Annotated in this window: 20 protein-coding genes and 1 riboswitch; of the genes, 2 read left to right on the plus strand and 18 right to left on the minus strand. The window is 56.1% G+C overall.

The features are described from left to right. Positions 1-79: 79 nt before the first annotated feature. The 17 genes from ACQGQ5_RS02245 to ACQGQ5_RS02325 form a co-directional block, all read right to left on the minus strand. Positions 80-634 carry a folate family ECF transporter S component gene (locus ACQGQ5_RS02245; protein WP_455734974.1) on the minus strand — a complete coding sequence of 185 codons (555 nt, stop codon included), beginning with the start codon at positions 632-634 and terminating at the stop codon, positions 80-82. A gap of 65 nt (positions 635-699) precedes the next feature. Next, a riboswitch (THF riboswitch) is annotated at positions 700-796 on the minus strand. Between the two features lie 252 nt (positions 797-1,048). Then, positions 1,049-1,282 (minus strand): KH domain-containing protein, encoded by a 234-nt coding sequence (locus ACQGQ5_RS02250; protein WP_455734975.1) that lies wholly within the window; start codon positions 1,280-1,282, stop codon positions 1,049-1,051. A 17-nt stretch (positions 1,283-1,299) separates the two neighbouring features. Further along, entirely contained in the window at positions 1,300-1,542 is a 243-nt protein-coding gene (rpsP, locus tag ACQGQ5_RS02255) for a 30S ribosomal protein S16 (RefSeq protein WP_038323312.1), read from the minus strand. Between the two features lie 67 nt (positions 1,543-1,609). Then, positions 1,610-2,935 (minus strand): signal recognition particle protein, encoded by a 1,326-nt coding sequence (ffh, locus tag ACQGQ5_RS02260; RefSeq protein ID WP_455734976.1) that lies wholly within the window; start codon positions 2,933-2,935, stop codon positions 1,610-1,612. 15 nt (positions 2,936-2,950) lie between these two features. Then, positions 2,951-3,313, minus strand: coding sequence for a YlxM family DNA-binding protein (gene ylxM, locus ACQGQ5_RS02265; protein WP_455734977.1), 363 nt, complete (start codon positions 3,311-3,313; stop codon positions 2,951-2,953). 127 nt (positions 3,314-3,440) lie between these two features. Beyond that, positions 3,441-4,067, minus strand: a complete 627-nt coding sequence (locus ACQGQ5_RS02270; protein WP_455734978.1) for a hypothetical protein — start codon at positions 4,065-4,067, stop codon at positions 3,441-3,443. Between the two features lie 61 nt (positions 4,068-4,128). After that, on the minus strand, positions 4,129-4,542 hold the full coding sequence (locus ACQGQ5_RS02275; RefSeq protein WP_275712839.1) for an EamA family transporter: 414 nt from the start codon (positions 4,540-4,542) through the stop codon (positions 4,129-4,131). Between the two features lie 22 nt (positions 4,543-4,564). Further along, positions 4,565-6,931 carry an endonuclease MutS2 gene (locus ACQGQ5_RS02280; protein ID WP_455735139.1) on the minus strand — a complete coding sequence of 789 codons (2,367 nt, stop codon included), beginning with the start codon at positions 6,929-6,931 and terminating at the stop codon, positions 4,565-4,567. 224 nt (positions 6,932-7,155) lie between these two features. Next, complete coding sequence (locus ACQGQ5_RS02285) at positions 7,156-7,491, minus strand: branched-chain amino acid transporter permease (protein ID WP_455734979.1); 336 nt, start codon at positions 7,489-7,491, stop codon at positions 7,156-7,158. Then, the gene (locus tag ACQGQ5_RS02290; RefSeq protein WP_455735140.1) at positions 7,488-8,132 is read right to left on the minus strand and encodes an AzlC family ABC transporter permease; all 645 of its coding nucleotides are present in this window, start codon (positions 8,130-8,132) and stop codon (positions 7,488-7,490) included. The genes ACQGQ5_RS02285 and ACQGQ5_RS02290 overlap by 4 nt, the downstream gene beginning before the upstream one ends. Before the next feature lie 47 nt (positions 8,133-8,179). After that, the gene (recO, locus tag ACQGQ5_RS02295) at positions 8,180-8,971 is read right to left on the minus strand and encodes a DNA repair protein RecO (RefSeq protein WP_455734980.1); all 792 of its coding nucleotides are present in this window, start codon (positions 8,969-8,971) and stop codon (positions 8,180-8,182) included. A gap of 235 nt (positions 8,972-9,206) precedes the next feature. Further along, positions 9,207-10,130, minus strand: a complete 924-nt coding sequence (gene era, locus ACQGQ5_RS02300) for a GTPase Era (protein WP_455734981.1) — start codon at positions 10,128-10,130, stop codon at positions 9,207-9,209. 12 nt (positions 10,131-10,142) lie between these two features. Beyond that, complete coding sequence (locus ACQGQ5_RS02305) at positions 10,143-10,625, minus strand: diacylglycerol kinase family protein (protein WP_455734982.1); 483 nt, start codon at positions 10,623-10,625, stop codon at positions 10,143-10,145. A gap of 2 nt (positions 10,626-10,627) precedes the next feature. Further along, the gene (ybeY, locus tag ACQGQ5_RS02310; protein ID WP_038323234.1) at positions 10,628-11,137 is read right to left on the minus strand and encodes an rRNA maturation RNase YbeY; all 510 of its coding nucleotides are present in this window, start codon (positions 11,135-11,137) and stop codon (positions 10,628-10,630) included. A gap of 5 nt (positions 11,138-11,142) precedes the next feature. Then, positions 11,143-12,102 (minus strand): PhoH family protein, encoded by a 960-nt coding sequence (locus tag ACQGQ5_RS02315; RefSeq protein ID WP_455734983.1) that lies wholly within the window; start codon positions 12,100-12,102, stop codon positions 11,143-11,145. 124 nt (positions 12,103-12,226) lie between these two features. Continuing rightward, the gene (gene yqfD / locus ACQGQ5_RS02320; RefSeq protein WP_455734984.1) at positions 12,227-13,408 is read right to left on the minus strand and encodes a sporulation protein YqfD; all 1,182 of its coding nucleotides are present in this window, start codon (positions 13,406-13,408) and stop codon (positions 12,227-12,229) included. Positions 13,409-13,417: 9 nt separating this feature from the next. Then, on the minus strand, positions 13,418-13,669 hold the full coding sequence (locus tag ACQGQ5_RS02325) for a YabP/YqfC family sporulation protein (RefSeq protein WP_455734985.1): 252 nt from the start codon (positions 13,667-13,669) through the stop codon (positions 13,418-13,420). A gap of 110 nt (positions 13,670-13,779) precedes the next feature. On the opposite strand from ACQGQ5_RS02325, the gene ACQGQ5_RS02330 reads away from it, so the two are divergent. Together ACQGQ5_RS02330 and ACQGQ5_RS02335 are read left to right on the plus strand one after the other, a co-directional pair. Next, positions 13,780-14,841 (plus strand): nucleoside recognition domain-containing protein, encoded by a 1,062-nt coding sequence (locus ACQGQ5_RS02330; RefSeq protein ID WP_455734986.1) that lies wholly within the window; start codon positions 13,780-13,782, stop codon positions 14,839-14,841. Positions 14,842-14,938: 97 nt separating this feature from the next. Next, the gene (locus ACQGQ5_RS02335; RefSeq protein WP_455734987.1) at positions 14,939-15,160 is read left to right on the plus strand and encodes a hypothetical protein; all 222 of its coding nucleotides are present in this window, start codon (positions 14,939-14,941) and stop codon (positions 15,158-15,160) included. Positions 15,161-15,258: 98 nt separating this feature from the next. Here ACQGQ5_RS02335 and ACQGQ5_RS02340 read toward each other — a convergent pair whose 3' ends face one another. Then, positions 15,259-16,542, minus strand: coding sequence for an MFS transporter (locus tag ACQGQ5_RS02340; protein ID WP_455734988.1), 1,284 nt, complete (start codon positions 16,540-16,542; stop codon positions 15,259-15,261). Positions 16,543-16,557 lie beyond the last annotated feature (15 nt).

Here is a 16,557-nt window from a genome sequence, read left to right on the forward strand (position 1 = left end):
CAGTCAGGCTTTGCCTGCCGGCTCCCTCACAGAGGGAGCCAAAAAGAGCTTGCTTTGCCTGACCGGCCGCCTGAAACGCCTAACGCGTTTTTTTCAGACGCAGGACGGGGATTGTCCGAACGAATTTCAGCAGCGTATAAAGCATGACCACATTCACCGGGAATAAAAGCAGATCCGCCGCGGCGCGTACGGTGAGAACCGCAAGAAAGGCCTTGCCATACAGGATGGAAAGCCACAGAGAATTGAGAAGGAAGTTCACCAGCACCGTCACAACGGTACTGGCGGCCAGAACCCTTCCTACCGTCACCGGTTTTTTGTAAAGAATGAGTCCGTAAATAAACCCCGAAAGAAAGGCGTTCAGGGTAAAGCCGGGGAAAAACGGACCCGCCGGGCGAAGCACGTAATTGACTATGTCCCCGACGGCCCCCACGATCCCGCCGACCACCGGGCCGTACAAAAAACCCGACGCCGCGACGGTCAGAAACGAAAACCGTATCCGGAAAAGATCGGAAACGGGCACGGTAAAAATGCCCAGGACGGCATTTAAGGCGAGCAACAGCCCGCACATTGCAATCGTCGTTACGCTCCTCAGCTCCTGAACAGAGGATTTAACGGACGGAAAAGAAAAACGCAAAGAAAATTCCTCCTTTATGTTGTGTATTCATCTGCTACATAAAAGAGGGATTCCTCAGAATATGCAGCAGCGGGATGCGAATTCTGTACCGCAAGTTTCCTTTTCGTCCGCCCGACAACTCCCCGTTCGGGCGGCACTTAACGCACAAAATTCTACTCTGCCATAATTGTATCCTGTTTGCCCCGTTCCCCGGGGCGGCGCGTTTCTACAAAGCAGGGCCGCAACAGCACTGTTGCAGCCCTGCCTGAGCGCTTAGGCCATGTTTGTAAAATCAAGAGTCTTGTCTTATTCGGCTAAAATCGCGTCTGACCGCGTCAAAAATGCTCGGCATACGGACAGTATTCCTGCGCTTTTTTCCTTGTCAGGCACAATTTTATCACGAAAATCCGTCGATTTTTAATTTGCAAACAAGGCCTAGTCAATCTCAACGGATATTTTCCCGTTGGTACGGGTAGCGGCGGCGCGCATGACAATGCGAATCGCTTTGGCAATGCGGCCCTGCTTGCCGATCACCCTGCCCATGTCGTCTTCGGCAACGTGCAGGTGATAAACAACGGTTCCTTCTTCGTTGGGCTCGTCGACGTCCACGCGAACGGCGGACGGGTCTTCGACAAGTCCCTGTGCAATCGCAATCAGCAGTTCTTTCATCGTTTTATCCTCCGCGATCACAGCACGCCGTGTTTCTTGAACAGAGATTTCACGGTGTCTGTCGGCTGTGCGCCGTTGGCAATCCATTTCTTGGCCTTTTCAGCATCCACCTTCACGACGGACGGCTCCTCGAGCGGATTGTAATAGCCGATTTCTTCAATGAAACGGCCGTCGCGCGGGAAGCGGGAATCCGCGACAACTATACGATAGAAAGGAGCCTTTTTGGCGCCCATCCTGCGTAATCTAATCTTTACTGACATGATGTTTCACCTCCACAAATTGATCAATATCTTCACCAAAAGGGAATTCCTTCTTGGATGAATTCTGTTAAAACGGCATCCCCATGCCGGAAAAACGCCGCTTTCCGCGGCCCTTCATCTGCTTCACCAGCTTCTGCATCTGCTCCAGCTGCTTGATCAGACGGTTGACGTCCTCCACCTTCATCCCGCTCCCCGCGGCCATGCGCCGCTTGCGCGAGGGATTGATGACGGACGGTTTGCTCCGCTCCTCGGGGGTCATGGAAAGAATAATCGCCGCCACACGGTCCATCTGACGGTCGTCGATGTCCACGTCTTTGAGCTGTTTATCCATTCCGGGCATTTTGGAAAGCACATTCTTGAGCGGCCCCATTTTCCTTACCTGCACCAGCTGATCGAGCAGGTCGTTGAAATCCAGCTTGTTCTGCATCAGCTTCTGGGCGGTCTTTTCCGCGGCACTGCGGTCAAGCCTGCTCTGCGCGTCCTCAATGAGGGTGAGCACGTCGCCCATGCCTAGGATACGGGAGGCCATGCGGTCCGGGTGGAAAATTTCAAGGTCCTGCAGCTTTTCGCCGGTACCGGCGAATTTGATCGGCTTGCCCGTCACCGCGCGCACGGAAAGCGCCGCGCCGCCGCGGGTGTCGCCGTCCAGCTTGGTCAGGATCACGCCGGTGATGTTCAGCAGCTCGTCAAAGGTTTTCGCGACGTTGACGGCCTCCTGGCCGGTCATGGAGTCCACCACAAGCAGAATCTCGTGCGGGCCGATCTCGTTTTTGATGTTTTTCAGCTCGTTCATCAGGACTTCGTCGATCTGAAGACGGCCGGCGGTATCGATCAGGACCATGTCGTTGCCGTAGTCCCTGGCGTGCCTGACGGCGGCCCTGCAGATTTTTACGGGGTCTTCCCGCCCCATTTCAAAAACGGGAACGCCGGCGTTTTCGCCGACGACCTGCAGCTGCTTGATCGCGGCGGGGCGGTAAATATCGCACGCGACCAGAAGGGGCCTGTGGCCCTTGTTTTTCAGCATCAGCCCCAGCTTTCCGGCGTGGGTGGTTTTACCGGCGCCCTGCAGGCCGCAGAGCATGATAATGGTCGGGGGGGACGGAGGGCTGGCGAGCTTCGCGTCGCTTCCGCCCATCAGAGCGGTCAGCTCCTCGTTTACAATTTTAATCACCATCTGCGCCGGGGTCAGGCTTTCCATCACCTCGGCGCCGACGGCACGCGCGCTCACGGTATTGGTAAAATCCTTGGCAACCTTATAGTTTACATCGGCTTCCAAAAGGGCAAGGCGGACTTCGCGCATTGCTTCCTTTACGTCGGCCTCATTCAGTTTTCCTTTTGATTTCAGTCGTTTAAACGCGGCCGACAGCTTATCGGCAAGACCTTCAAATGCCAACAGGGGGCCTCCTTCCTATTCGCAGAGCTTTTGGGAAATATCAAGAATCAGCTTCGCGTTGTTTTCAAGCTCGTTGGAATATAGGTAATGATCGTTGTATTCTTTAATCTGTTCGGCGGCGGAGCTGATGCGCTCCAGCCCGCTTCTCATTTCGCGGAAACGGCGGGCCAGGCCCAGGCGCTCCTCCATGTCCAGCAGCTGAAATTCGGCGCGTTTGATGGAATCGCGCACCCCCTGGCGAGTAATGCCCTGGTTGTCCGCGATTTCGGAAAGCGATAAATCCTCGTTGTAATAATATTCGATTACCTCGCGCTGTTTGTCGGTCAGCATATCCCCGTAAAAATCAAGCAATAACGATATTTCCAGATTTTTCGACATCCGATACCCCTCCGTTCAGCCTGTAAAGCAATTAACTTTACAGTTACGAATTATACAATAAAACGCGGCGCTTGTCAATAGGAAAAAAGGCCGAAGCGCCGCGCTTTTTATTTTTTACCGGGATCGATTACAGAATCGATTTCAGCTGCTCTTTCAGGTAATCCTCCAGTTTAGCCATATCCACAGAAAAATTCAGCAGGAATTTCCCGTCGCGGACCTCCAGCCCGCTGATGCTGCCGGGAGCGTCGTTCGGCATTCCATAGGTGCCGAACATCGGCGGCGGCAGGTACAGGACATTGCCCTCCCGCCCGGCGCCTTCCGGAAGGGAATCCGTGGCATGGGAAAGCGCCCACGCGGGGTCGACCGGCAAACGGCCGATTTTCAGGGAATTGACCTCGGCGCGGATCGTTTGTTTCGCGCTGTCCCAGCCGACCGTCAGGTTAGCGCTGACGCCCAGCTTCGTCCCTTTGTAGGAAACGGGCAGATAGGCGTCAACGGTGTTGTCGCTGTTGACGGTAAGCCGCACCCCGGAAACGGCGCGCTGTCCGTTCTGCGCAAGCTTTCGGGTCATCAGCGCGCCGGCCTCTTCCCCGGTCAGCTCCGCCGGCTTTCCGGTGCCGGCGGCGACAAGGAGCTTCGCGGCCGCCGCGGAAGAATCCGTTTCCCCGCCCGGCGCAAGGGGGGCGTTGGGGTCGTTCAGAGCCAGCGCAAACAGGATCCCGACGACCGCGAGCAGCAGAACAGGCACGGACACAAGAATGATCAGAGGCCCTTTTTTTCGGGTTTGCGTCGTTTTCAGGACAATCTCCCCCTCTTTACAGAATCAGGACGAACGTACCGGCAGTAATCAGAATTCCCCCGAGAATGGTCTTCATGTCTATTTTTTCATGCAGGAACAGAAACGCGAGGACAATTGTGATGACCACGCTGAATTTATCGATCGGAGCGACCTTGGAAACCGGGCCGATCTGGATCGCCTTGTAATAAAACAGCCAGGAAAGGCCCGTTGTGATGCCGGACAGGACCAAAAACAGCAGGCTTCTCTGCGTAATGTTTTTGATCCCGGTGTTCGCTCCGGTAAAAAAGACGATGCCCCACGCAAGAACCAGCACCACAACGGTTCTGACCGCTGTGGCGAGATTGGAATTGACATTCTCGATACCGATCTTTGCCAGAATCGACGTCAAAGCCGCAAACAGCGCGGACCCAACCGCGTAAACAACCCACATCACGCCGCCTCATCTCCAAATATTATTTTAATTCCACAATGGTAACGCCGGCTTCTCCTTCCCCGAACACGCCCAGCCGGTAGCTGCGCACGCTCGGGTGCCTTTTCAGGTGCTGCTGCACGGCCGCGCGCAGGGCCCCGGTTCCTTTGCCGTGGATGACGGTGAGCTGCTCAACGCCGCTGAGCAGCGCCGAATCGATAAACCGGTCGACATTCATAATGGCTTCTTCCGTCGTCTGCCCGCGCAGGTCCAGTTCGGTCGTCACCTTTGCCTGCGCCCTGCCGGTGACGTTCCTGGTAACGGTCCCGCGCTTTTCCTTCTCTTTTTTCCCCTGCACCAGCCGCAGATTGGAAAGCGGCACCCTCGTCTGGATGATGCCCGCCTGCACCAGAACGTTCCGGTTGTTTCCTTCCGGCAGCTGCAGCACCGTTCCCTGCTTGTCGATATCGTAAAGCAGGACGGTATCCCCTACCCGCAGCGGACGCGGCAGCGCATACGGGCCCTCGTCCTTTCTGCCGTGAACGGGATCGGCGGTTTCCTCCAGAACGCGCAGCCCGGCTTTCAGTCTTGCCTTCTGCTCCGCGGAAAGCGTTTTGTTCCGCTGTTTTTTCAGTTCTTCCATTTCGTTCAGAAGGGCGTCGATCTGTCCGCGGGTACGGGAAACCAGCTCGGAAGCCTGCTGACGCGCCTTCCCGATCTCTTTGTCCGCCTCGGCCTGGATGCCGCTGCGGATTTCCTGCGCCTCCTTCTGCGCCCGGACGGCTTCCAGACGCGCCTGCTCCGCTTTGGCGCGTTCGCCCTCCAGCTTCTGGCGGCTGGTTTCCAGGCTTTGGACCACGTCCTCAAACCGCGTGTTTTCACTGGATACCAGCTCTTTCGCGCGGTCGACAATTTCCTCTTCCATGCCAAGGCGCAGGGAAATAGCGAACGCGTTGGAGCGGCCCGGCACGCCGATCAGCAGCCGGTAGGTCGGCCGCAGCGTTTGTACGTCGAACTCGCAGCACGCGTTTTCCACGCCGTCTGTCTGCAGCGCATAGGCTTTCAGCTCCGCGTAGTGGGTCGTGGCGGCCACCCGCGCGCCCTTTTTGCGAAGGGCCTCCAGAATCGCCATCGCGAGCGCCGCGCCCTCGACCGGGTCGGTCCCCGCCCCCAGCTCATCCAGCAGAATCAGGCTGTTTTCATCCGCCTGACCGATGATCCGGATGATATTCGTCATATGCGCCGAAAAAGTGGACAGAGACTGTTCGATGCTCTGCTCGTCGCCGATGTCTGCCAGCACCTGACGGAAAACGGAAATCTCGCTGTTTTCCGCCACCGGCAGCATCAGCCCGCACATGGCCATCAGCGTAAGCAGGCCCACCGTTTTCAGCGACACCGTTTTCCCCCCCGTATTGGGGCCGGTAATCACCAGGGTATCAAAATGCACGCCGAGTTCAATGTCTGTGGGGACGACCCGGTACTTGTCAATCAGCGGATGGCGCGCCTTTTTCAGCAGGATTTTCCCCTTATCGTTCACCGCCGGAAGGCTGGCCTTCATCTTATAGCCCAGGCTCGCCTTGGCGAAAATCAGGTTCAGCTCCACCGCGGCGCGGTACCCGCTGATGATCCCGCTGGAAAAGTTGCCGGTTTCCGCCGAAAGCTCGGCGAGGATCCGCTCTATTTCCGCCTGCTCCCGCGACTGCAGCACCCGCACCTCGTTGTTGGCCTCGACGACCCCCATCGGCTCCACAAACACGGTCGCGCCGCTTGCGGAGGTATCGTGCACCAGCCCGGCGATTTCCCCGCGGAATTCCGCCTTGACCGGCACGACGAACCGGCCGCCGCGCAGGGTGACGATCGGGTCCTGCAGATATTTCTGATAGAGCGGGGAGCGGATCATTTTGTCGAGCTGTTCCCGGACGCGGGAGGACGCGGAACGGATTTTGCGGCGGATGGACGCGAGCGGAACGGACGCGTTGTCCGACATTTCCTCCTCGGAAAGAATCGCGCCGTAAATCCGGTCCTCCAGATATTTGTTGGGCATCAGGGAATCGAACCGCCAGTCCAGGCAGCTTTTTACCCCCGCGCTTTTCGAGCGCCAGTCCACGATCCCGCGCAACGTGCGCAGAACGCCCGCGATGCGCAGCAGCTCGGCCATGTTGAGCGTGCCGCCCGCTTCCGCGCGGCGCAGGGAATTGGTCATGTTGTACAGCCCGCCGAAGGACGGCGCGCCGAAGCGGGCCATCAGCGTAAAGGCCTCGTCCGTGTCGGCCAGAAGCCGCCGTACCTCGGAAAGGGAAACGGACGGGGTAAGCTGCAAAGCGAGCTCCGCCGCGTCCTCGCACGCCGTTTCAGCCGCCAGCAGCTTTCGTATTTTATCGAGCTCCAAAGCCCTGTAATGTCTTTGCATCGTATCTTCCATAAGTTACCTCTACCTATTTCTATGAAAATGAAGTTCTCTTTATCCATGATATAAAGGCCGCCGAAACATCCTCACCCCCTACCTGCCAAATCCCCTCCCATTTCAGGAAAACTGCCTATTTGCACTTTTATAAAAAGGGGAGGGGTCAGGGGTGGGGGCAAAACGCTCGAAGAGAAAGCGCTCCGGTCTCACCGGCATCGCCGGCGGTTTTGCTACACAAAAATAAACTGAGTGAAAAACATGTAAAGGAGCGTTCCTCCCCCAATGCTCAGAAGCGTATTGTGCTTCCACTTGTGCAGAAGGACCACCGTCGCCACGGAAATCAGCTCCGGCGCGCCGAACGGCGCCGAGAAAACGGAGATCCCCTTCAGGCAGTAGACGATCAGCATCCCCATCACCGCGCAGGGGAGCACCCTGCCCAGATAACGGACGAACGCCGGCGTTTCCTTCCCCTGCGGGAACAGGAGAAACGGCAGGGCGCGGGTAAACAGCGTGATCAGTGCGATCACGAAAATCAGGATCAGAGCCTGACCGGACGTCAGCGTCATACGGTTTCCTCCCTTTCAGCGGCTTTCCCGAAAAGGCCGAGGACGGCGGCGATCAGCGCCATGGAGGGCAGGATAAAATTCCCCGGCCCGAACACGGCAAGGCATAAAACGGAGCCGACCAGCCCGACAAGGGCAGGAAAATGGTTCCTGTTATTTTCCCACTGATCCACAAAGATAACCGTAAAAAGCGCCGTCATTACAAAATCGACGCCCTTTGTATTAAAGGAGACCAGAGAGCCGATCAGGCCGCCCGCCGCCGAACCGACGATCCAGTAAAGCTGGTCCAGAAGGGAAACCCAGAACAGAAACCGGTCCTCATCCACGCCCTCCGGCGCGCGGGCGCCGCACAGCAGGGAAAAGGTTTCATCCGTCAGGGAAAAAATCATGTAAGGCTTCTTCTTTCCCATGCTCCTGAACCTCTCCAGCATGGAAATCCCGTAAAAGGTATGTCGCGCGTTGACCATCAGGGTCATCAGCGCCGCCTGCAGCGGCAGAAACGGGCCGGACAAAAGTCCGATCGTCACAAACTGCATGGAGCCCGCGTAAATAAACACGCTCATCAGCACCGCCCAGTCCCAGCCGTACCCTTTGCTGTTCAGCAGGATTCCGAAGGCGGCGCCTAAAAAAAGATATCCGAGCATCACCGGAATGGTGCGCGGAAAAGCAGCGCGCAGCGCGTTTTTATGTTTCAAAAGGCTTTCCCCCAATCATTCTGACCGTTCGTTGATTCGTCCTCTGTTTTCATCCTTCTGTAAAATTCCAGCGTAGGGAAGCCGCGCTCCAAGGTGGATAAAACGTACTGCTCGCTCGCCGCGGAAAGCTCCTTCAGCCCCTGCTTTGACAGGCTGAAGGAAAAGAGCTTCTCAAAATCGGCGTAAATAATATGCCGCAGGCCGGTCAGCGCGCCGCGGCTCAGCCGGACGGCGGGCTCCGCGGAATCCGCAAAGCAGTCCCCGCAATCAATCAACCCCTTGCGGGGAAGGAAAAACATCTCCTCCGCCTCATAGCACGAGCAGCCGGAGCAGCAGATCAGATTGGGCATATACCCCGCGAGCGAGAGCATTCTCATTTCCACGATCGCCTTGAGCTGTGCGTTCGGCCTTGTCCCCTTGCACAGAAAGTGGAGGGAATTGAGCATTAAACGCAAAAAATCCCCGGCCTCGGCTTCCTGCGGCGCCAGCGCACCCGCCAGCTCACAAAAATATTGGGCAAGGGAAAGACGCTCGATATCCCTGCGAAGGTCAAAAAAAACTTCAATGGGCTGCGCGTCGTCAATTATGTATTTATCCCGCCCCTTGAAAATCGTGAGACGGGAATAACTGAAAAGCTGTGTCGCGGAAAGTTTGCTGTTTTTCAATTTTTTAGCCTGCTGCGCAAAAGCGCGTACAACCCCTTCCCCGCTTGTAAGTACGGTGACAAGGCGGTCGCTTTCACCCACGGAATTCTCCCTGATGATCAGGCCTTTGGTCTCTATCTGCATCCGCGCCCTCCCGCATCTGCCTTTCTTCATTACTGTGTTTGCATTGGCTGTAAATCAGATAATCGCTGATATTCCCGGTATGCTGAAAACAATTCCATGCTGTTTGCTCATCCATATTTTCCGCTCCCTTTTCATTTCCTGATTTAAGTATTTGCCTTAATTCAGCTTATATGAGCGGTAAATAAATGAATTAAACCCATAATCAGACAAATTTCACTGCAAAAATGTGCTTTGCCTAACCGTTGAAGGAGTTGCTGTCAAACCCAAGGCTGCGCAAAACCGCGGCGCGGTTGCGCCAGTCCTCTTTCACCTTTACCCAGAGCTTCAGGTTGATTTTACAGTCAAAAAAACGTTCCATATCGGCGCGGGCCAGCGTGCCGACTTTTTTCAGCATCGCCCCGTCCCTGCCGATAATGATTCCCTTATGGCTTTCCTTTTCGCAGAAAACCGTAGCCTCCATATCGGTGATGCCGCTTTTGTCCCCGCGCTCGCGCATGCTTTCCACCAGGACTGCAATGCCGTGCGGGACCTCTTTGCTGCACAGGCGCAGCAGCTTTTCCCGGATGATTTCCGCGGCCAGCACGCGCTCGGGCTGGTCGGTCAGCGTATCCTCCTCAAAAAAATGCCCGCCGGGCATCGCAAGCTTTTCCAGCTCGCCGGTAAGGTCCCCCACCCCGTTGCCGTCCATCGCCGAAACGGGAACCACGGCCTCGAAGTCGTAAAGCGCGGACAGTTCGGAGATCTGCGCCATCAAAACGCTCTTGTCCTGCAGCAGGTCGATTTTGTTGATCGCCAGCACCGCCGGGATTTCGATCGACTTGAACCGCTCGATCAGTTCCTGGTCCGCCGGCGAGATTTTTCTGCCCGCTTCCACTACCAGAAGGCAGGCGTCCACACCGGAAACGGACTCCGTAACGGAGCGCACCATGTATTCCCCAAGCTGATTGTGCGGCTTCAAAAGACCGGGCGTATCAATAAAGACCAGCTGGTATTCCCCTTTGGTCAGAACGCCCATGATCCGGGTACGCGTCGTCTGCGGTTTATTGGAAACGATAGCGACCTTCTGTCCGATCATCGCGTTCAAAAGGGACGATTTTCCCACGTTCGGGCGGCCTACTATCGCAATAAAAGCGGATTTTTCCTGTTTCTGATCCACCATGGACTCTTCTCCTTATTTCTCTCGTTTTTTTCTGATATAATCGCGGATGCCGGTGGGCCCCATAACGATATAAACAATGCTTGCCGCAGTCGCCGCAGCAAGCAGCAAAAGCGTGGGCGGGCTGGAGGCAAAATACCGGAGGATCCTTCCGAAGGCCTCGGGCTGCCAGAAAACGCACACGCCGACCGCAGCCGCGAAAACGGCACAGACCAGCACCGCGCCCGCCGCCATATCCTTGATAATGCGCACTACGGGGTGAAAGCTCGCCGCCGTCAGGTCGCAGAGCTCCTCCGCGACGGTATTGAACAGTTCGGCGGTCATCACCATGGCGGTTACAATCATAACAGCGGCATAGCTTGTCCGTGACATTTCAAAAAAGAACGAAAAGACAAATACATACAGTGCAGCCACCGTATGTATCCGCATATTCCGTTCATTATTGATGCAGTAGACGATCCCGCGAAAAGCATACCGAAAGCTTTTAAAAAAACGCAAGCTTATTCCTCATCCTCGTCCAATACATAGCTGCTTGTGCTGGGAAGGCCCAGCTGGGTCATGACCAGCTCTTCCTTCTCGCGCATATGGACCCGCTGGATCCCGCCGTTTTCATGGTCGTAGCCCAGCAGGTGCAGCATGGAGTGCACGGAAAGGTAGCCCACCTCGCGCTCAAGGCTGTGGCCGTAGCGTTCCGCCTGTTCCACCGCCTTTTCCATGGAAATGACGATGTCGCCCAGAATTTTCGCACCGGTGGAATGGTTGATGTCGTACACGCCGTTTTCCCCCATAGGGAAGGAAAGCACATCGGTCGGGACGTCCTTTCCGCGGTACTGCCTGTTCAATTCATGAATCTGCTCGTTATTTACAAAGGTGACGCTGATTTCTGCGGGCGATCCAAATTTTTCCATACGCAGCACAGCGTTGCAGCAGCGCCGAACCAGCATGCGCAAACCCGTAGGAATTTTAACCTCTTTCTGCTTATTTTCAATGATAACTCTCACTTTTTCCATGGCCTTTAATGCCCGACCTCCTCGTTTTTCTCATATGCTTTGATAATGTCCTGCACCAGTTTATGGCGAACGACATCTTTTTCATTGAACCGTACCTGTGCGATATCGTCAATGTCGCGCAGGATTTTCATGACGTCCTTCAGGCCGGACCTGCGCCCGTCCGGAAGGTCTATCTGGGTGATATCCCCTGTAATCACCATTTTGGAATTGAATCCCAAACGGGTGAGAAACATCTTCATCTGCTCCGGCGTCGTATTCTGCGCCTCGTCCAGAATAATAAAGCTGTCGTCAAGCGTTCTTCCGCGCATATACGCCAGCGGGGCCACTTCAATATTGCCGCGCTCCACATACTTCTGGTACGTTTCCGCGCCCAGCATGTCGAACAGCGCGTCGTACAGCGGGCGCAGGTACGGGTCCACCTTCTGCTGAAGGTCGCCCGGAAGAAAACCCAGCTTTTCCCCCGCTTCCACGGCGGGACGGGTCAGGATAATGCGGTTGACCTCCTGCGCGCGGAACGCCGTGACGGCAAGGGCCACGGCCAGATAGGTCTTTCCGGTTCCCGCGGGGCCGACCCCGATGGTGATCGTGTGGTCTTTAATCGACGTACAGTACTTTTTCTGCCCGAGTGTTTTTGCCTTGACCGGCTTCCCTTTGGACGTTATACAAATGCAGTCCCCCGCAAGTGTCCCGATTTTATCTTCGCTGCCTTCATTCACAAGGGAAATGCAGTAGCGGACGTTCTGCTCGCTTAACGCCTCTCCCCGGTTGACGAGGGACAGCAGGCTGTCGATTGCGCGGACGGCCGGCGCGACATCTTCCGGATCGCCGGAAACCTTGATTTCACTTCCGCGTCCGACAATGCCCACATGGTACTCTTTTTCGATCAGCCTGATATTTTCATCAAAGTTGCCGAAAAGAGCGACCGCCTGTTCCATGCGGTCAATGTTGATCCTTTGTTCAAACATTCTATCTCCTTTTGAAGATTTGCCCAGCGGTGGAAAACCTTCCCTCCGATAAATTAGGTCCATTATAACACAGTAAGCCTATTAAGTCACCATGATTCGTGACAAAAATATCATAAAAATATCATTATTTTATTAATATTTCCGATTCCCGGGCAATATTTTCTTCGCATTTTGCCTGAATGGTGTAAATCAGCTTTGCATCGGTAAATCTGGCGTCCTCGCTGGCGGAAATGATCTTCGCGTCCTTCAGTTCCTCCTTCTTTTTCTGTTCCATCCGCTCCTTTGCCTCGGCAAGCGCCCGCTCTTTTGTCAGCGTGATAGTTTCCGTTCTTTCCTCCGTCCACTTCTCCTCGTAAAAGCTCAGGGGCAGGACGGAATTCATCAGCTTCAGGTCCGTGCGGACGCCCTGTGTCCGGTAGTTTCCCTGCGGCTTTCCCGCAAAGGTGAGCGGCACGCGCGCGCCGAACAGGCACAGGCACCTGCGCGTGAGCGTTTTCCCCGTTGGCTTCACCTCGCTTCGCTTCAAATCGACTTCAGTCGAAAGGGTACGGGCGGTTTCGGCAACGATTTTCCCGGCCGCGTGCCTGAGCGTGGAGTAGCCGAGGTTATCCTCGACAACACAGCTGATCAGCAGCTGTCCCTCCACAACGGCGTCGCCCTCGCTGACCTGCGCGGTGCCGGTGTAAACGTCCATGGAAAGGATCTGGCCCGTACGGGCCGCCTTGATATTGCAGATCGTTTCGTGTTTGTCGCCGACAATCAGCGGCCGGTCGACCTTTTCCTCCAGACGGACCTCCGCGGAGCATCCTCTGGTGTTGACCGAGAGCCACCCGATCCGGGGAAATTTCAGCATGAGCTTCTGCTGCAGCATCTGGGGCTGTACGCTTGATTTCAGCACGCCGGGCGTGACGCCCAGGCGCACCAGCTCCGCCTCGATCTGTTCGGTCGGGATGGAGGCGTTCCCTTTGACCTCGATGCTCCAGACGTGGAGCGACAGCAGATGGACGATCACCATAAACAGAACGGCGCCCGCCAGAATCCCCCTGCGCCTGCGGATTCCCTTCGTAGCGAACGGAAAGCCGTGCCGCTCGCGGACTTTCAGCTTTGCGCCCGCTTTTCGCGCGCAGGGCCGCAGCGCGCGGTAGTTTTTTACGGCGACGCAGGCTCCTCCCTCTTTTCCCGCCGCGATATCCCAAAGATAGATCCCGGCACGGGCACAGTTGTTCAGAAAGCGTTCCTTGCTGCCGCCGACAACGGAAAACCGGGCGTAGCCAAGGAGCCAGCGCGTCAAATGTAAAGAAATCATCCCGCCACCTCACACAAGAAACTCAATTCCTGTCAGGAATCCCGTTACCACCAGGGAATCCGCCGTCAGGCATTTGATGACCAGGCCGCGCCCCGTGAAGCGCACAATCAGTTTTCCCGTCTTGATTCTGACCGCTTCGGTGTCGTATTCCAGCACGCCGCCGCAGCCGTCGACAATCACTTCCTGATTTCCGTTTATCTCCATATGAGTGGGCATCTGCATCGTTGACGTCAGCTTGCGGATATTGATTTTTTTCTCCAATTGAATCCCCGCCCTACATCGAATTTATCCTATAAAGCCTATGCGGCGGACGGCGTAAATATCCGCGCGGCGGCAGACATATATATAAGGTTATGAAAGGGTGGATCGTCATGAAAATAAAACAGGGTCTGCTGCTGACCGCGACGTTTCTGACCGCCTGCGCGCTGCTGATCTTTCCCGCGGCGGCGGCGGCGGGGGCTAAAAACGGAATCGGATACTGCCTGCAGATTCTTGTGCCCTCGCTGTATCCGTTTATGGTGCTTTCCGTTTTCGTGGTCAAAAGCGGGCTGTCGGAAAAAATCGGACGGGTGTTTGAGGTTCCGTGCCGCAGTGTTCTGAAGCTGCCGGGCAGCTGTGCCGCGACCATTCTGATGAGCGCGATCGGCGGATACCCGACCGGGGCGCGCGGCATCGCGGCGCTTTATGAAAACGGCTCCGTCAGCGAAAAACAGGCTTCCCGCATGCTCTGCTTCTGTGTCAATTCCGGCCCCGCGTTCGTCATTACCGCCGTTGGGGCCGGGTTTCTGCACGACGAGCGCTCAGGGGTCATCCTGCTGATTTCACAGCTTGCCGCATCCCTGATTCTGGCCCTTGTATGCGGCATCGGCGCGGAAAACGAGGCTCCCGCTCCCCGGGCGGGGAAAAAGCGCGTCAGGAACCGGGCTGCGGACGCCCTGATTCTGTCCGCAGCGGACGCGGCGCGCGCCATGCTCAGCATGTGCTGCTTTGTTATCCTGTTCGCGGCCTTCCTGAATTTGCTGCGCCAGTGGGCGGCGGGGCCGCGCGCCGCCGCGGTGCTTTCGGCTCTGCTGGAGGTAACGGGCGGCTGCTCCGACCTTGCGAAGCTTGGGGCGCCGCTGTGGGCGGTTTCGCTCGCGATCGGCTGGGGCGGCATCTGCGTCCATTTCCAGATTTTGTCCGCCGTTTCCAATATCCGTGTGAACCTGCCCCGTTTTATGCTGTTCCGCCTGCTCCACGGCGTTACCGCCGCGGCGCTCACCCAGGCTCTGCTGTGCATCTTTCCGGAGGATGTGGAAGTGTTCAGCACAACGTCCCAGCAGCTTGCGGGGGACTTTTCCGGCTCCGTTCCCGCCGCCGCCGCGCTGATCGCGCTCTGCGCCGCGCTGATTTTCAGTCTGCCGCGCGAAAAGCTGGAAATGAACGAAGAATAATGTTATAATAATATTGTCAGATTTTTGATGGAAAATGCAGGAATTTAAAAAAAGCAGCCCGCTTACGGCGGGCGGGAAATCCTATAGGAGAATCAAAATGTTTGGGAAAAAGAAAGCAAAGCTTTTCGGCAATCACATAGAGACGGACTGCAGGCACTGCGCAAACGGCTCCGATTTCGACGGCGCAAGCGTGTGCAGGCTCGGAAAATACCTCGACCCCGACGGCGGCTGCGGCCGTTTTGTCTACGACCCTTTAAAACGCACCCCCGTGAGCATGCCGGCGCTCAAGCCGCACAGCGCGGAGGAGTTCAAGCTGTAAAAAGGCCCCATACATACGGAAAACCGGCACCTGATATGGCGCCGGTTTCTTTTTGCCTTTCGGGAACGGACTGGAACGGAGGAAGCGACCGCTCAAAGTCACGGAGAATCACCGGATACTTTCTGATCCGTCATGCTGCCGGTACCATTTAAAAGTGACTGGGCCTGAGCGTCTTTCTTATTCAGGAAATACATTCCGACCGTACCCGCCGACACAATCGCCGCCACAAGCAGCCAGGAGGAGCGGTAACCGGAAAAGGACAGGACTCTTCCCATAACCAGCGGCCCCAGCGCGTTGGCGGCTCCCTGCAAAAACATGCGCGCCGCGTTGATGCGGCCGAGGTGGGCGCCGGGGGAACGCTCCGCAATAAATTCCCCGATATTGATCACGACTAAAATCTCCCCGAAGGTGTACAGCGTGCCGGCAATCAAAAAGAAGGGAATATTCTTCGCGAAGGCAAACAGGACATAAGACGCAAAGTAGCAGATTCCCCCGCCGGTCGCAACCGCAAGCGGATGGTATTTCATCGTCAGCTTCGTCAGCAGCGGCGTAAAGACAGTGCAGATCACGGGGTTGACGATGCTGATAAAGCTGTAAAAACGGGCTCCGTTCGATCCATACAGTTCATTGAACTGCAGCGGCAGCATAAAGCTCCATTGAATATAGGTAAAATCATAAATAAACAGAAATAAAAGAAAAAAGAGCAGCACCGGCGCGCTTTTCAGTACCGCGATTAAGGAAGCGCCCCCGCCGGTGTCCGTACGGCCGGCCGCATCGGCATCCGCTTGCCGGTCTTCTTCCGGCAGCCTGATATGCCGGGCGATCAGGCCGGTTGACAGCAGGCTTGTCACCGCGTCCAGGATGAACAGAAGCGGCAGGTGATTTTCAAACAGCAGCCCGCCGATCAGCGGACTGACCGCCATACCCATATTGACTCCGAGATAGATAAGAGAGTAGGAGGCCTTTCTGTTTTCCGGAACCGTGAGCCTTGCCACCATGGTCTGATACGCGGGGGAAGCGGCCACAAACAGGTCGGCGGCAATGATAATAAACACCAGCATCATGGTATGGTCTTTTGTAAAGCCGCACATCAAATAAAAAAAGGAACCCAGCGCCTGACAGAAAACCAGCATTTTTTTCTGGCCGACCGCGTCGATCAGCTTTCCGCCCAGAAGCAGGCACGGCCCCTGGGAGAGAAGCAGGAGGGCGGAAAAATTCCCCGTTTCCGTTTTTGACATGCCCATCTTCCGGGAGAGAATCAATGTGAGGAGCGGGAGCACAAAGGAACCGATGCTGGTGATGATGCGCGCGGCAAATAACAGGTAAACCTCCTTTGGCAGGCCGTTGTAGGCTGAAAAGCTGTCTTTGATTTTCAATTTCATAGCTGCTCCTGTTCT

This window comes from Caproiciproducens sp., assembly GCF_053840905.1.

What these genes read in the sequence shown, in the direction of transcription:
- ACQGQ5_RS02250 (WP_455734975.1), bottom strand. Translation starts at nt 1,282, where the DNA reads ATGAAAGAACTGCTGATTGCGATTGCACAGGGACTTGTCGAAGACCCG.
- rpsP (WP_038323312.1), bottom strand. Translation starts at nt 1,542, where the DNA reads ATGTCAGTAAAGATTAGATTACGCAGGATGGGCGCCAAAAAGGCTCCT.
- ylxM (WP_455734977.1), bottom strand. Translation starts at nt 3,313, where the DNA reads ATGTCGAAAAATCTGGAAATATCGTTATTGCTTGATTTTTACGGGGAT.
- ACQGQ5_RS02275 (WP_275712839.1), bottom strand. Translation starts at nt 4,542, where the DNA reads ATGTGGGTTGTTTACGCGGTTGGGTCCGCGCTGTTTGCGGCTTTGACG.
- ACQGQ5_RS02280 (WP_455735139.1), bottom strand. Translation starts at nt 6,931, where the DNA reads ATGCAAAGACATTACAGGGCTTTGGAGCTCGATAAAATACGAAAGCTG.
- ACQGQ5_RS02285 (WP_455734979.1), bottom strand. Translation starts at nt 7,491, where the DNA reads ATGACGCTGACGTCCGGTCAGGCTCTGATCCTGATTTTCGTGATCGCA.
- ACQGQ5_RS02290 (WP_455735140.1), bottom strand. Translation starts at nt 8,132, where the DNA reads ATGCTCGGATATCTTTTTTTAGGCGCCGCCTTCGGAATCCTGCTGAAC.
- recO (WP_455734980.1), bottom strand. Translation starts at nt 8,971, where the DNA reads ATGCAGATAGAGACCAAAGGCCTGATCATCAGGGAGAATTCCGTGGGT.
- era (WP_455734981.1), bottom strand. Translation starts at nt 10,130, where the DNA reads ATGGTGGATCAGAAACAGGAAAAATCCGCTTTTATTGCGATAGTAGGC.
- ybeY (WP_038323234.1), bottom strand. Translation starts at nt 11,137, where the DNA reads ATGGAAAAAGTGAGAGTTATCATTGAAAATAAGCAGAAAGAGGTTAAA.
- ACQGQ5_RS02315 (WP_455734983.1), bottom strand. Translation starts at nt 12,102, where the DNA reads ATGTTTGAACAAAGGATCAACATTGACCGCATGGAACAGGCGGTCGCT.
- yqfD (WP_455734984.1), bottom strand. Translation starts at nt 13,408, where the DNA reads ATGATTTCTTTACATTTGACGCGCTGGCTCCTTGGCTACGCCCGGTTT.
- ACQGQ5_RS02330 (WP_455734986.1), top strand. Translation starts at nt 13,780, where the DNA reads ATGAAAATAAAACAGGGTCTGCTGCTGACCGCGACGTTTCTGACCGCC.
- ACQGQ5_RS02335 (WP_455734987.1), top strand. Translation starts at nt 14,939, where the DNA reads ATGTTTGGGAAAAAGAAAGCAAAGCTTTTCGGCAATCACATAGAGACG.
- ACQGQ5_RS02340 (WP_455734988.1), bottom strand. Translation starts at nt 16,542, where the DNA reads ATGAAATTGAAAATCAAAGACAGCTTTTCAGCCTACAACGGCCTGCCA.